The sequence below is a fragment of the Desulfomicrobium orale DSM 12838 genome, assembly GCF_001553625.1.
Classification (GTDB): Bacteria; Desulfobacterota; Desulfovibrionia; order Desulfovibrionales; family Desulfomicrobiaceae; genus Desulfomicrobium; species Desulfomicrobium orale.
In genome coordinates this window covers 1,844,109-1,858,282 of the sequence record NZ_CP014230.1, presented here as the reverse complement: position 1 = coordinate 1,858,282, position 14,174 = coordinate 1,844,109, and the positions used below count along the sequence as shown (strand labels likewise).

The following is a 14,174-nucleotide window of genomic DNA, read 5'->3' as shown; positions in this document are numbered from 1 at the left end:
TCTTTCATGAAAATTCACTCCCTCCGTAAAAAAATTCTCCTCGCCGGAACCCTCGCCGCCATGGGCATGCTGTCCGCATGTGCGAGCACGTCGGATGTCAACCAGTTACGCAGCCAGATGTATTATCAGGAACAGGAACGGGCCAAGCAGCAGGAACGCGTCACCCAATTGGAAGCCGGCCTGGCCCAGACGCAGCCTGCCCAGGCCAACAGCTGGGCCGAAATCAACGCCCTGCGCTCCGAAGTGGCCTCCATTTCGGGCCAGATGGACGACCTTCGCCGCACCCAAACCTCGCAGAGCGGCATGACGCTCGATACCCTGAACGCCAGAATGCAGGACCTCGATCGCAAAATCATGTTCATGGCCTCGCAACTGGGCGTGGTTTTCGACGAATTTCCGCAATCGACGGGCGCGCCCGCTTCCTCCCAGACTTCACCCTCACGGACCGAACCCGCTCCTTCCGCCCCCTCTTCCGGCGCGTCGGCCCCCATGTCTCCGGAGGAACCCGAGATCGCCCAGCGGGAACTGTACCAGAAGGCCCTGGAGCAGTTCTACGCCACCAACTACAAACAGGCGCAGGCCATGTGGGCCGAGTTCGTCAAAGGCTTCCCCAAAGACTCGCTGGTCCCCAACGCCCTGTTCTGGCAGGGAGAATGCTTCTTCCAGATGCAGGACTACGCCAACGCGGTACTGACCTACCAGAAGGTCATCGAAAGTCACAGCAAGTCGAGCAAATACAAGGCTGCAATGCTCAAGCAGGGAATCGCCTTCTACAAGCTGAAAAAGGAACAGGCCGGAAAGCTGGTGCTGCAGGATCTGGTCAAGAAATATCCGGATTCTGCCGAAGGCAAACGCGCCCAGGCCTACCTGAAGGGGGGCGGCAACTAGTCTCCGGGCGGCCGCGCGAAGACACCGCCACATGATGAAAAAAATATGAGCATTGCCGACCGCGGCTTCGCCCGCATCGACGCCGCCCTCAAGGGCCATTTGCGGATCCTGCCCGGAGGCCGCCTCACGCCCCTGTTTTCCGCCGCCCCGGAACCGGAGCCTTTCAGTTCCATCCGCTCCCAGCTCCCCGACGGCGTGGGCCCGTTTCTGGAGCGGATGGACGAGAAGCTGAACACCATCCTGACCCTGCTCAACCAGCAAACCCTGCACGAGGATTTTCCCGTTCAGACGCTGATCTGCGACATCAGTGGAGCCGGACTGCGTTTCAGCGCGCCCCGGTCCTTTGAACTGGGTACGGCGGTGGAGATGGTGGTGGAACTCGGTTTCCAGCCGAAAGTTCTGGCCGGGACCATCGGCGTGCTCATTCGGCGCGATATCTGCGACGATCAGGAACTGTGGGCCATGAAATTCGAGGAAATACGGGCCTGTGAGCGGGAAAAAATCATTTCCTTCGTCACGGCCCGGCAGCGGGAACAGCTTCGGGACAGACGTTCCGCACCAGCCCCGCACGGAGATCAGAAATGAAAGATCAGATCAGCCAGAATCTTCTGGATACAATCATCGCCAGAACCGAGACCACTATCCGCGAAATCGTTTCGACGGAACTGACCAGGGAGATCACCCGGGCCCTGACCGCCACCCAGTTCTACCGGGCCATCAGTTCCGACCTGCAGGACGGCCTGAAAACCATTTATCACGAGATCACCACCGCCACAGCCAGCGGCCAGCCGTCCTCAGGCGGGCCATCCGCGGAGGTCATGATCTCCGAAGCCTCGGCCCAGTTGAACGAGATACTGAACACCACGGAAAAGGCCACGGAAACCATCATGACCCTGGTGGAAAAGCATCTGGACCAGAACGAGCGGACCGCAGCCCTGCTGAACTCCCTGCCCGCCGGGGAGCATGGCGAAACGGTTGCGGAACTCAAGGCAGCCTCCTCGAAGCTGGGCGCGGATCTGATGGAAGTCATGACCGCTCTCAGCTTCCAGGATCTGACGGGACAGCGCATCAAACGCATCGTCAACGCCCTGCAACAGATCGAGAGGGTCGTGTTCGATCTGTACATGACCACCGGCCTGTCCATGAAGGCCATGGAGGAACATCCGGAAAAAGACGCCGAGGAAATCCTCCAGACCTCCCGTGAACGGGCTTCCAAGCTCAAAGGTCCCCAGTCCGATACCTCCCAGGCCGATGTGGACGACCTGTTAAGCCAGCTCGGCATCTGAGAGGCTTTTCACCGCAGTTTCAGGAAAAGAACATGCCTCAGCTCACGGACATAAGCCTTCACGCCCTGACCAGAATCATGGGCGCTCTGGACCGGCTCTACTTGCAGGAGCCCGATATATACGAGGACTTCGTGCGGGAGATCTGCGCGGAATTCACCCTGGCCCGCGAGTATATGCTGGTCATTCAGGAGATGGCCGCCCAGAATGCCGACCGGCAGGCCATGGCCCAGGCCGATCTGACCCTCAGGCATCTGCTGGCCCTGTGGGTGTTGACCAACGACCTGACCGTCCCCCTGGCCGGAGCGGATCAGATCCGGCAGTGATGCGGCGATTCTCACTGGGTAAAAAAACCGCCGCTTAGCAATGCATGTGTCGGTTTCAATGTCCCCCAATCTTCGATATTTTCAGTCTCAATACTGGCCGGGCATAATACTTTCCCCAAGAAACATCGCCCATCTCACGAATCTTCCGTATCGTCCTTCTTCCCGCCCGCCAGTGGATGGCAGGCGTCATACACACGCATGATCTGGGCCAGATCCAGATGCGTGTAGCGCTGGGTGGTGGAAATACGGGAATGCCCGAGCAGTTCCTGCACGCTGCGCAGGTCCGCGCCGGCCTGAAGCATGTGCGAGGCAAAGGAATGGCGCAGGGTGTGCGGACTGACTCCCGGCGGCAACCCGCAACGGAGGGCGGCGGCCTTGACGATGTGCGCCGTCTGGCTCCGGGTGAGGCGTCCGCCGCGTTTACCCAGAAACACGGCCTGCTCGCGGGGCGCGGGAGAAAAAGCCTGACGCTGTTCCAGATACCGGCGCAGCCGCTCCACGGCAGGGCCGGTCAGCGGGGCCATGCGCTCCTTTCCGCCCTTGCCCAGTACCCGGACTACGCCTCCATCCAGATCCACGTGCTGAAAATCCAGACCCAGAGCCTCGCTGACGCGCAGTCCCGAGCCGTACAGCACTTCCAACAGGGCCGCGTCGCGCAGCCCGGCGGGATCGGGCGTCATGTCCGCGGTCATGAGCCGCAAAGCCTGATCCACGTTCAGCACGCGCGGATGTGTTTTGGGTTGCTTGGGGTTGCTCAGAGTGGCGCAAGGGTCTTCCGCCGCCAGCTTCTTTTTGCGCAGAAAGCGGTACAGTGCCCGCACGGCCGACAATTTGCGGCACACGCTGGACTTGGCCAGCCCGCGCCGGTGCAGATCCGCCAGATAGGCGGTGACGTCGGCCCGGTTCACTTCGGCGGGATCGTGCAGCCCCTTGTTCCGGCGGGCCAGAAACAGGTGCAGTCCCTCCAGATCACGTTCATAGGCCGCCGCCGTGGCGGGCGAGTATCCGCGCTGGGAATCCAGATACAAAAGAAACAGGGTGACGGCCTCAGGAGCCGGTCCGCTGGTCCAGGACATAGCAGCTTCTGGGGTTTTTCTTGGCGTATTTCTTCAGATTCATGGCGATCTGCGAGGCTTCGCCGAAATGCTTCAAGCGGCCGCCGCGATTGAAGACCACGCCGATGGAAACGGACATGATCGGGAAAACCTGCTGATTTCCCTGACGGTCAATGGAATGGATGGCGCCACGGGCCCGGTCCTCTTCGTCGTAGAAATGAGGCACGATGGAGTCGAAATTTTCCAGTACCTGTCGGCAGGCGCTCTCGGCCTTGTCCGGCGGCACGATGAACACGAAATCGTCCCCGCCCACATGACCTACGAACGTGTTGGCCCCCATGAAGGCACGGATGGAATTGACGATGACCCGCGCGGTCATGAGCAGTACCTCATCCCCGCGGGAAAAGCCGTATTTGTCGTTGAAGGACTTGAAGTGGTCCAGATCGACATAGGCCAGGGCGAAATCCTCCCGGCGGTCAATGAGATCCTGAATCTTGTGAATGATGGACGTGTTGCCGGGCAGCCTGGTCAGGGGACTGGCGTCCAGCTCGCGGGTGGCCCGGTAATAGGCCAGCACCAGACGGCTGCGCGTGATCGCCGGGGTCAGCGGCTTGACCAGAAAATCGTCGATTTCCAGGACGTCGAAGGCCTGTTCCCGCAGGGAGTCCTCGCCATCCAGGCATAAGATGACGGGCAATTGCCGGTAGACGTTCTCGCCCTTGATGAGCCGGACCAGATCCGTACCCTTCAGATCCGGCAGGCGCTCGTCCACCACCAGCAGATCGGGCGGGCTGGTGAAAAGAAATTCCAAAGCCTGCGTCCCGCGCCCGAAAGTGGTCCAGCGCACCTCGTCCCCGGACCACAGGGAACGCAGGTCCTGTTCGAGGGAAGGATCAGCCGTGACCAGGAAAAGATGTTTGCCGGATTTCATACGTGCGATACGGATAAAGCCGCGCCCGACGGCGGCCCTGTCAGAGATGCCTACACCAGATCCACAAAATCCCGCTCCAGTCCGTCCATGATCCTGTGCAGCAGATCCTGATCGATTGCCAGTGCCTCCAGCACCCCCTCGTCCAGCTGGCTGACTTGGTCGTCACCGCCGTTGCCGACTCCGAACAGCCGGGCCAGAAAATTCCCCACATGCACCACCTGCGGCACTTTGGGATACAGCGTGGCGGACAGAGGCCGGTGGTGGTACGACAGCCCCTCCTTCAGGCTGGGCGGGAGGTTCCAGTAGGAGCAGAGCCACAGGTTGATGCGGTCGTGGGCGAAACCCAGCACCTCGCTCTCGGCCTGACGGTAGGAAATGTCCCGCTCCTGAACCAGGGCGGCAATGGCTTCGCGGCTTTCCGGCAACTGCACGGCGGCCACGACCTTGCCGATATCGTGCAGCAGACCGGCCACGGCGTACTCTTCCGGATCCTTGCAGCCGATGGCCCGGGCCACGGCGGAACTGGCCAGGGCGCAGCCCAGACTGTGCTCCCACAGGCCGCGCATGTGCTCGTTCATGACATCGAAGACGGAAGTGGAGATGATGATGCCCTTGATGACGTTGAAACCGAGCAGCACCAGGGCGTGCTGGATGGAGCCGATACGTCCGGGAAAACCGTAGACGGGTGAATTGACCATCTTCAGCACCTTGGCCGAAAGCACCTGGTCCTTGGCGATGACCTTGCTGATCTGATCCGTGGAGGAGTCGGGATTTTCCACCAGCGCCGAGACTTCGGTCAGTACGCCGGGCAGGGTCGGCAGATCCTTCACCGCCAGAATCTGCCCCTTCTGTTTTGTGCGCAGATCCTCGTCCATCACCGCTCCTCTTCGTCCGACGGCCGGACGGCGGCCAGAGCGCACCTCTGCGCATGATACTCCATAATCATGTGCTTTACCCGCTGCATGTATTTGTCCTGCGTGAAGCCGCGAAACTGATGATCCAGGCGTTCCCGCTTCCTGGCCAGTGCCTTGGCTCCGTCTCCGCCCGCGTCCAGAGGGTCTCCCTCCACCACGACCTGCTCCACATCCATGTTACCGAGCCGGGAAATGAGCGCCTCCGTCAGCGCCGTCCCCGCAGCGATGAGCACCATACCGTTCTCGCGGGTCACCGGTTTGGCCAGCACCATATCCGGCCGGGCCAGTTGCAGAGGTATTTTTTGCATGGAAGTCTCCAGATTCCCGAAGTCAGCCGCAGACAGAATAATACATCCCCGGCAGTTGTTTCACAAGGCCCTGCAACTCCATGAAGAGCAGCGCGGCGCTCACTTTCTCCGCGGACCAGCCCGACAGCCGGACCAGTTCGTCGATGTGCAGCGGACCGGCGGAGAGATGGCCGTGCAGTTCGGCGTGCTCGGGATCTTCCGGCGTGCACGGCGCGGCTTCCGGCGGGGCCGGGAGCTTTGCCGGGACAAAGGCCTCGGCGGCCAGACGCGGCCCGAGTTCGTACAGAATGTCTTCCGCGCTCTGCACGAGACAAGCTCCTTCCCGGATCAGCCGGTGGCAGCCCTGATAGGTTTTCAGATTGGCTGGCCCCGGCAGAGCGAATACCTCCCGATTCTGCCGCAGGGCCAGTCCGGCCGTGACCAGGCTGCCGCTGCCAAGGGCTCCTTCCACCACCAGTACGCCCAGAGACAGTCCGCTTACGATGCGGTTGCGATGCGGGAAATTGGGACCTTCCGGTCTGGTGCCCGGCGAAAATTCGCTGACCAGAAGCCCCCTTTCTGCTATGGTCTCCCGCAGCCGGACATTGGAGGCAGGGTAGACCAGGTCGATGCCCGTACCCAGAACGGCGATGGTCGACCCCGGCCCTTCCAGGGCTCCTGCGTGAGCGGCCGCATCGATACCCTGGGCCATGCCCGAAACAACGCAGATGCCCGCCCGTCCGAGATCCCGGGCGATGGTTCCGGCCATGCCCAGGCCGTAGTTGGAAGCCTGCCGGGAACCCACCACGGCCACGCAGGGCCGGGCAAGCAGACTCACATCACCCAGGCAGTACAGACACAGTGGCGGATCGGAAATCTGGCGCAGGCATTCGGGGTAATCCTCCCAGAATACGATCTTGCAGCCGGTGGCCCGAACTGCCCGCTCTTCGCTTTCGGCTCTGGTCCGCCATGTGCCGCTCTGAAATTCGGCCTGGACTCTGGCCGGGGCCAGACCACGGGTGTTCCAAGTTCTGCAGTGCAACACCGCCTCGGCGGCGGAGCCCCATTCCACGAGCAGCCGCTTCCAGGTCCGCGCTCCAAGCCCCTTGGTATGCCGCAAGGCCAGACAGGCCTTCAGTTCATCCATGCCGAACCCTCCGGCCGGATTCACACACCTTTTCCCCCGGCCGGGGAGACATTCTCCGCGCATTCGAAGCAACGGGGATTTTCGAGAGAAAACACGTCATCAGGCAGGAAAGACATAAAGACGGCCTCAATACGGACGGAACATGGCAATCCGCGACCGCGAAAAGTGTCCGCACATCTTCGGCCATTCCGGTGATGGAGATGGTTCCGGCGGGTAATCGGCCTGACGGCGTTGCATTCATCATTTCTTCTGACTGGCCGGTTGAAACGACCGTTTCCGGCGGCATAGGAGAGATCATCCCGGTTTTCAAGTTTCCCCGCGCCTTGCCTCCGGTCCGCTTTTGAGGCAGAACTCACCGCATTCCAACGCCTGTGAACCGCCGCCGGGTCTGCACGGCCAAAAGGCGCAACCGGCATACAGATCTTTCGAGGCTCCCATGATGCTCGATCTTCCCGTTTGGGCCTTTGCCCCGCTTTCTCCCATCCCGTTGCTGGCGGCCCTGTTCTGGAGCGCGCCGCTCATGGCTCTGGTCAGTGAGCTGATTAGCGCAGCCGGCGGCAAGCCATTCCCGGCCCGCGCAGCCAGACAGCTGTCCCGCCTTGGTCTGTGGGCGCACGGAGCCGTCTGGATGCTGGTCGCCGCAGCGGGGCTGGTTTTCTATCCGGTACTCGAACAGTCGGAATTTGTGCGCGCCCACCGGCTCTTTCTCATCCTGACCGCGCTGATTCCCTTTCTCTCCACGATAGTGCTGCTGATATACGATCTGACCTGGAAAAAAGCCCGGGACCGGCGGGGGCTGCACATCTTTCTGGGCTGTCTGGGCAATCTGGGCCTCAAATACGGCTACTGGTCCCTTGTGGTGGCGGCCCTTGTTTTTTTCCGGGATATTCCCCTGACCAGCCCCGCCTTTCTGCCGCCAATCCGGTCGGCCTGGTGGCCACTGGTCTCACTGTGGCCGGTCATGAGCCTGTCCGTGGCCGCCGGGATGGGTCTTTTCTATCTGATGCTGCGCCGGAACAAAGATGACTGGGGGCGGGATTACTACCGCTTCGCGGTTCCGTTTCTGGGAAAATGGCAGATCTTTTCCGGACTGGGGGCTATCGGCGTGATGCTCTGGCTGTTCTTCAGTCTGCGAGGGGTGGTAAATCTTTTCCTGCCCCTGATCTTTCATGCGAGTGTGGGAGCGGCGGCCTGTCTCGGGATATCCATGCTGCTTTCCCTGTGTCTGTGCATGAGTGCGCACCCCATGCGTCTCAAGGGCTGCATGCTGGCCATATGCGTGTTTCTGTTCCTGCATTGCGGGCTGATGCTGGCCGCCGTCATCGAAGCCCTGAACCGCTACGCGCCGGGCTGGGACGTACCCACCTTCATGCCCTGGCTGCTGCGTCTGATATACTGAGAACGAGGCTTCAGTCCGCTTTCTCCAGCTGGCGGCGATGATTTTTCCACAGGTTCCACAGGGTGCCCTTGGACCACTGTCCTTCTCCCGATAGGGTAGGCACCCGTTCCTCCCGAAAAATATGGCAGATGCGGGCAAAAGACAGACCTCTGGAGCGCATGTCCCGGACGCGTTCCAAAATCTGCCGCTTCAGTGGGGTGAGAGGCCGGGGACGGGCATGCTCCGGGGCTTCGCCCGCGCCGGAAGCCAGAAGTTCCTCCAGTCTGGATATGGCCAGAACCAGAGCATCCAGCCGTTCCTCCTGCCTGGCCAGCGTATCCCTCATCGCCGCCACGTCTTCGGCAAGCCGGGCCACAACACGCTGCTCCCGCTCCGAAAAACGGGACAAGGCTTCATCCCGGATGTTCCGCTTGCGCTCGGCGTCGCTGCGCCAGGTCATGGGTCTAGAACTTCCCGGCCACGCGCACTCCGCCGATGCTTTTCCTCAGATGGCGCAGCATAAGCACGTTGACCATTTCGGCTTCAGTCATGTTGTCCAGATACTCCCCGGATTGCAGCAGTTTTTTGAAAGGAGCGGACTTGACGGCGGAGTCTCCGGACTGACCAAGGGCCCGCAGGTGCGGCTCGATCATGCCGCGCAGCTTTTCCGGACCATCGGCACGCAGCGACCGGTACAGGCCGGTCAGTTCCTCGGCCGAGGGCAGCCCTCCGGCTTCCAGCACCAGAGTGAAATCTCCGGCAAACCGCTTGATGCCGTTTACGATATGGGCGGGCTTGACCATATTCATCCCCGCCCAGCCCGCGTTCAGCCACTTGAAGGTCCCCGCCCGGATCACGCCCCGCTCCGTATCGGACACCAGCACCAGCGCTGAGTGCGCGCTGTACATGTAGGAATCGACCCAGCCCAGCCCGGTCTTGTTCAGTCCTTTCTCGCCGGAATAGAGATAATTCCAGTCCGCGTCGCGGCCGACCACGCATCCCTTGTGTCCCACCTCCGAGGGCTCGGCCTGCACGGAAACGGAAACGAGCACCGGGCCCGACGGACCGGGAAAAACGGCCACCGCCACATCCTGCATGTATTGGTAATAACCGCCCGTGTGGGCGTCGGGGGTAATGGTCACCCGTTCGGAGCCCCGTGCTACGAACTCCTCCCCCGCATCCAGCGCCCGATGGAGGCGGCGCAGTTCATCAGCGGTTTCGGGTGTTGTCAGCGTCTGCTCCATAACGGACGAAGGCATGACCACATAGCCCGGAATATCCGGATTGTAGGCATATTGCGCCACCTTCCCCAGCCCGCCCTTCAGCTCGAAGGAGTGGAACGCCCCCGTGGCCTTGTTCCGGTTTTCCATGGTCATGCTCGACCCGGAGGCGGCGGAACGCACGAAATTGACGAGAACTGAGAGTTTCTCCGGGTCCAGCTTTTCCCGGCCGGCCGGGATGGTCAACGCGTATTCGAGGGCCGGGTACAGGTTCTTGGGCACGGCCTGCATGGCCGGGACGGAAACAGAAGACGCCAGCAGCAAGGTGACGGTGAATACCAAAAGACGGATGAGCATGATTTTTCCAGATGATAAATGTTTCCCGTTTCCGGACAAAGCGGCTGCAGCCGCAGCGGCCTCGTCCGTGCGCCCGGTTCTTGGCACAGTGCGGGACCGGATTCAAGAGCGGAAAAGGCATCCCGTGCCCGCTTCTGGACGAACACGCGGCTGTAACGTAGACAGAATCGAAGACTGAGGATCGCCGGGTTGGAACAGAATGCCGCCGCGCAAATATCCTCCGGATTTCATGCCGGGGTTTGCAATTTATCGAAAGAATGACAAAAAGACCCGCGTGCTCAAAATCGTCATCGCCGCCGTTTCAGGTAAAGCGGGAAGGTAACCGCACAATCCGGACATGAACACATCCCTGACCATTCACCAGACCTCGCCATCGCTGTCCATGAGCCTCGGCGGCACGCTGGACCTGCATACCACCCCGGACATCCTGCACCGTCTGGAAGGGCTCGGCCGGTCCCGGAGCGGAGAAATCCGCGTGGACCTGAGCCAGGTGGAACGCATGGACGACTGCGGCGCTCTGATCATCGTCCATCTGCAAAACATGGCCACGGCCCGGAACTGCGCCCTGCATCTGGACAACATGCCCGGACACGTCCGGGACCTGCTGAAATTTCTGCGTCTGGACACGGAGCAGCCCGCTCCCGCCCCGCGACGCTCAGGCGCAGGGCTGCTCGCCCGCTTCGGCGCCAAGACCCTGGAGATGGTGGACCAGATTTCCACACACACTCTCTTCGTGGGCGACCTGACCCTGACCCTGCTCTCCCTTGTGCGCCACCCCGGGTGTCTGCGTCTGGGCGATCTGGTCAGCTACATGCAGCGCGTGGGCGTGGACGCCCTGCCCATCGTGGCCCTGATCAGCTTCCTGATGGGCCTCATCATGGCCTTCATGTCCGCCGTGCAGTTGCAGCAGTTCGGAGCCAACATCTATGTGGCCTCGCTGGTGGCCCTGGCCATGGTCAGGGAGCTCGGCCCCATCATGACCGCCATCATCGTGGCCGGACGTTCGGGATCGGCCTTCGCCGCCGAAATCGGCACCATGAAGGTGTCCGAGGAGGTGGACGCGCTGATCACCATGGGCTTCAGGCCGACCATGTTTCTGGTGGCTCCCAAGGTCATCGCCTCGGTGCTGGTCGTGCCGCTGCTGGCCATGTATTCCAACCTGTTCGCCATCGCCGGGGGCTGCTCATCGGCGTCACGGCTCTGGACCTGACGCCCAGCGCCTACATGATCCAGACCATGAATACGCTGAAAATTTTCGACATCGGCTGGGGATTCTTCAAAAGCGCCGTCTTCGCCCTGCTCATCGCCTCCGTGGGCTGTTTCAAGGGCTACCAGGTGCGCGGCGGTGCGGCCAGCGTGGGCAAGGCCACCACATCTTCCGTGGTCACGGGGATTTTTCTGGTGGTTCTGGTGGACTCCATTCTGGCCGTCATCCTGAGGTACTGGCGGCCATGAAGGACGTCATCACCGTGCGCGGCCTGACCATGGGCTTCGGAGGCCGGACCATCATGGAAAACCTGGACTTCGATGTCCGGGCCGGAGAGGTCTTCGTCATTCTGGGGGGCAGCGGATCGGGCAAGTCCACCCTGCTCAAGCACCTGATCGGCCTGTACAAGCCGCTGGCCGGGCGGATATCCATTGCGGGCATCCCGCTTGATCCCGACAACACGGACAGCTACAGGCGCATTCTGGACCGCATCGGCGTCATGTATCAGGGCGGCGCACTCTTTTCGTCCATGACGCTGGGGGAAAACGTGGCTCTGCCCCTGACCGAGTACACCGCCCTCAAACCGGACGCCATCGACCGGCTGGTCCGCCTCAAGCTGCGCCAAGTGGGGCTTGAGGGCTTCGAGCACCACCTGCCCGAGGAGCTGTCCGGCGGCATGAAAAAACGCGGCGCCATCGCCCGGGCCCTGGCCCTGAACCCGGAAATCATTTTTCTGGACGAACCGTCGGCCGGGCTCGATCCCATCAGCTCCGCCGATCTGGACGTCCTCATCCTGCGCCTGAACCGGACCCTCGGCACCACCTTCGTGGTGGTCACCCACGAGCTTCCGTCCATCTTTACCATCGCCGACCGGGTCATCGTGCTGGACAAACCCAGCAAATCCATCATCGCCGACGGCGATCCGCGCCAGTTGCGCGACAACAGCCCGCACGCCTTTGTGCGGCAGTTCTTCAACCGACAGCCGGAAATGGAGACATAATGGCTTCCGCCCGCATCAATTTCACCGTGGGGCTGTTCATGACGGCTGGCCTGGCCCTGGCCACCGTGGTCATCATCTGGCTGGGCATGAGCTCTTTCATGCACCAGGGTGAGATCTTCGTGACCTATTTCGACGAATCCGTGCAGGGCCTGGGCGTGGACTCCCCGGTCAAGTACCGGGGCGTGCCCGTGGGCCGGGTCAAGAACATCCGCATCGCTCCGGACTATCATCTCATCGAGGTGGTCATCACCATCGATGACGAACACACCGGAGATGACAGCCGTTTCGCGGGCAGCGAGGCATCCCTGGCCAGCGCGGGCATCACCGGGATCATGTTCGTGGAAATCGACAAACGCCGGCCCGGCGCGCCGGATCTGTCCCCCACCCTGAGCTTCAAACCCGAATATCCGGTCATCGCTTCCCGGCCGTCGGACATCAAAAAATTCTTCCGGGAAATCGATGACATCGCCATGAAAATCCAGTCCATTGACTTCAAAGGCATTTCGGATCAGGTCATCGCCGCGGTGGAGACGTTCAACTCCACCTTGGCCGATGCCCGGATAGGAGCCATTTCCTCGGATATCCGGACTCTGCTGGCCAGCATCAACGCCGCCGCCAATCCCAAACGCATGGAAACCATGGCCCGCAACATGGAAGGGACCATCCTCGCCTCCCGCCGGTTCATGGAGCAGGCCACCGACGACCTGCGGCGCATGGAAGACATTCTCGGACAATTCCAGAACATTCTCGCGGACAGCGGCCCGCATATGAACGCCACCATGTCTTCCCTCGCTTCCGCGGCGGCCAAGGCCGACGGCTTCGTGACCCAGGGGCAGATGACCATGCTGCAGATGCAGGCCACCATCAAAAACTTGCAGGAACGCCTGACCATCACCGCCGAAAACCTGGAAAACACGTCCGCCGGGCTGAATGCCGTCATCAATGACATTCAGGACCAGCCATCGAGGATCATCTTCTCGAAACCCCGAAAGCCCCGTCCAGTGGAAGAATAGGAGCCAGCCGTGCGCCGCGTCATTTTCCCGATCCTGATTCTGGCCCTGCTGTCCGGGTGCGCAGCACACACATCCGCGCCGGACACCCGCTATTACACCCTGGAGTATGCACCGCCCGAAACTTCCGGGCAGCCGGTGCGGGCGGTTGTGGCACTGAGCCATTTCGGGGTGGCCCCTGAATTCAACACGCCCAAACTGATCTACCGCGATCTGGCCTTCGGCCGCCAGGACTATCCCTATCATCAATGGCGGGCCGCGCCGCAGACACTGATCATGGACTATCTGCGCCGGGATCTGCGCCAGAGCGGCCTCTTTCTGGCCGTGGTCGGGCCGGGTTCATCCCTGCCTCCCACGCACCAGCTCGAGGGTCTGCTGGAGGAATGGATGGAAGTGGACACAGACCGGCACTGGCTGGCCAGCGCGGCCCTGACCGTCACCCTGCTGGATGCGCGGGCCGGCGACACCACGGGCATGGTCCTGTTCCAGAAAACCTACCGGGAATCCGAACCGTGCGCGCGGAAAAATCCGGCCTCCGTGGCCGAAGCCATGAGCCGGGCCGTACAGAAGATGTCCGGCCGGATCATCATCGATGTGCATGCGGCCATTGCGGACAGAAAGCCCGGAGGAAAACCATGACCGCCTCTCCCGCCTGGACTCAGGCCACACCGGGCGATCTGCCCGTGGTGCTTTCGCTCATGCGTGCCTTCTACGCCGAGGAACGGCTGGACTATGACGATGCCCGATCCTCAAAAGCCCTGCACGAACTTCTGGCCGAGCCGGAACTGGGAGCCGTTTTTCTGCTGCGGCGCGAAGCAGAAGCGCAGGGCTACCTCATGCTGACCTTCGGCTTCAGTCCCGAGTTCGGCGGACGATTCGCTCTGCTGGACGAACTCTATCTCGCCCCGGATGTCCGGGGGCAAGGCCAGGGCAAAGCCGCCCTGGCCCACGCCGAAGCATGGGCATCGGCCCAGGGCGCGCGGACCACCCGCCTTGAAGTCACCCGGCATAATGCGAAGGCCTTGTCCATCTATCTGAAATACGGATACCGGGACGACGGGCGGCGCATTCTGACCAAATGGGCCGGTTAATGCCGCACCCGCGAAAGTGTGTGGCAGCCGAAGGTAAATTCCGGCCCCGCCAAAAAATTTGAGAAGGTTCTCCCTGCCGG

General features: G+C 61.7%; 16 protein-coding genes and 1 pseudogene. 10 read left to right on the top strand and 7 right to left on the bottom strand.

The annotated features are described in order from the left end of the window. Positions 1-6: 6 nt before the first annotated feature. The 4 genes from ybgF to AXF15_RS08570 are packed head-to-tail and all read left to right on the top strand — an operon-like array spanning position 7 to position 2,497. Positions 7-888 (top strand): tol-pal system protein YbgF, encoded by an 882-nt coding sequence (gene ybgF / locus AXF15_RS08585; RefSeq protein ID WP_066606073.1) that lies wholly within the window; start codon positions 7-9, stop codon positions 886-888. A 45-nt stretch (positions 889-933) separates the two neighbouring features. Continuing rightward, on the top strand, positions 934-1,473 hold the full coding sequence (locus AXF15_RS08580) for a PilZ domain-containing protein (RefSeq protein ID WP_066606070.1): 540 nt from the start codon (positions 934-936) through the stop codon (positions 1,471-1,473). Then, positions 1,470-2,174: a protein phosphatase CheZ gene (locus AXF15_RS08575; RefSeq protein ID WP_066606067.1), complete on the top strand. Its 705-nt coding sequence runs from the start codon at positions 1,470-1,472 to the stop codon at positions 2,172-2,174. The genes AXF15_RS08580 and AXF15_RS08575 overlap by 4 nt, the downstream gene beginning before the upstream one ends. 32 nt (positions 2,175-2,206) lie before the next feature. Then, entirely contained in the window at positions 2,207-2,497 is a 291-nt protein-coding gene (locus AXF15_RS08570) for a hypothetical protein (protein ID WP_066606057.1), read from the top strand. Positions 2,498-2,631: 134 nt separating this feature from the next. Here the strand turns inward: AXF15_RS08570 and AXF15_RS08565 are convergent, their stop codons facing one another. The 5 genes from AXF15_RS08565 to dprA are packed head-to-tail and all read right to left on the bottom strand — an operon-like array spanning position 2,632 to position 6,831. Next, positions 2,632-3,573, bottom strand: a complete 942-nt coding sequence (locus tag AXF15_RS08565) for a tyrosine recombinase XerC (RefSeq protein WP_066606054.1) — start codon at positions 3,571-3,573, stop codon at positions 2,632-2,634. After that, entirely contained in the window at positions 3,545-4,483 is a 939-nt protein-coding gene (locus AXF15_RS08560; RefSeq protein ID WP_066606052.1) for a GGDEF domain-containing response regulator, read from the bottom strand. Before AXF15_RS08560 ends, AXF15_RS08565 begins: the two co-directional genes overlap by 29 nt. A gap of 50 nt (positions 4,484-4,533) precedes the next feature. Beyond that, on the bottom strand, positions 4,534-5,358 hold the full coding sequence (locus AXF15_RS08555) for an HDOD domain-containing protein (protein ID WP_066606050.1): 825 nt from the start codon (positions 5,356-5,358) through the stop codon (positions 4,534-4,536). Beyond that, a complete protein-coding gene (locus AXF15_RS08550; RefSeq protein WP_066606048.1) occupies positions 5,358-5,705 on the bottom strand; it encodes a hypothetical protein in 348 nt (115 codons plus the stop codon). The genes AXF15_RS08555 and AXF15_RS08550 overlap by 1 nt, the downstream gene beginning before the upstream one ends. 22 nt (positions 5,706-5,727) lie before the next feature. Next, complete coding sequence (dprA, locus tag AXF15_RS08545) at positions 5,728-6,831, bottom strand: DNA-processing protein DprA (protein WP_083518101.1); 1,104 nt, start codon at positions 6,829-6,831, stop codon at positions 5,728-5,730. Positions 6,832-7,267: 436 nt separating this feature from the next. Here dprA and AXF15_RS08540 point away from each other — a divergent pair, with 436 nt between their 5' ends. Then, positions 7,268-8,230, top strand: coding sequence for a hypothetical protein (locus tag AXF15_RS08540; RefSeq protein ID WP_066606042.1), 963 nt, complete (start codon positions 7,268-7,270; stop codon positions 8,228-8,230). Between the two features lie 10 nt (positions 8,231-8,240). On the opposite strand, the gene AXF15_RS08535 is transcribed toward AXF15_RS08540, so the two are convergent. Then, positions 8,241-8,669 carry a hypothetical protein gene (locus AXF15_RS08535; protein ID WP_066606040.1) on the bottom strand — a complete coding sequence of 143 codons (429 nt, stop codon included), beginning with the start codon at positions 8,667-8,669 and terminating at the stop codon, positions 8,241-8,243. Positions 8,670-8,673: 4 nt separating this feature from the next. Further along, a complete protein-coding gene (locus AXF15_RS08530) occupies positions 8,674-9,786 on the bottom strand; it encodes a hypothetical protein (protein WP_066606025.1) in 1,113 nt (370 codons plus the stop codon). 337 nt (positions 9,787-10,123) lie between these two features. Between AXF15_RS08530 and AXF15_RS08525 the strand changes: the two are divergent. From AXF15_RS08525 to AXF15_RS08500, 5 genes and pseudogenes are all read left to right on the top strand, one after another. After that, positions 10,124-11,241, top strand: a pseudogene (locus AXF15_RS08525) (MlaE family lipid ABC transporter permease subunit). Further along, positions 11,238-11,993, top strand: coding sequence for an ABC transporter ATP-binding protein (locus tag AXF15_RS08515; RefSeq protein WP_066606018.1), 756 nt, complete (start codon positions 11,238-11,240; stop codon positions 11,991-11,993). Before AXF15_RS08525 ends, AXF15_RS08515 begins: the two are co-directional and overlap by 4 nt. Next, on the top strand, positions 11,993-13,006 hold the full coding sequence (locus tag AXF15_RS08510) for an MlaD family protein (protein ID WP_066606017.1): 1,014 nt from the start codon (positions 11,993-11,995) through the stop codon (positions 13,004-13,006). The genes AXF15_RS08515 and AXF15_RS08510 overlap by 1 nt, the downstream gene beginning before the upstream one ends. A gap of 9 nt (positions 13,007-13,015) precedes the next feature. Then, on the top strand, positions 13,016-13,642 hold the full coding sequence (locus AXF15_RS08505; protein WP_066606015.1) for an ABC-type transport auxiliary lipoprotein family protein: 627 nt from the start codon (positions 13,016-13,018) through the stop codon (positions 13,640-13,642). Next, complete coding sequence (locus AXF15_RS08500; RefSeq protein WP_066606012.1) at positions 13,639-14,094, top strand: GNAT family N-acetyltransferase; 456 nt, start codon at positions 13,639-13,641, stop codon at positions 14,092-14,094. The genes AXF15_RS08505 and AXF15_RS08500 overlap by 4 nt, the downstream gene beginning before the upstream one ends. The last annotated feature ends 80 nt before the right edge of the window (positions 14,095-14,174 follow it).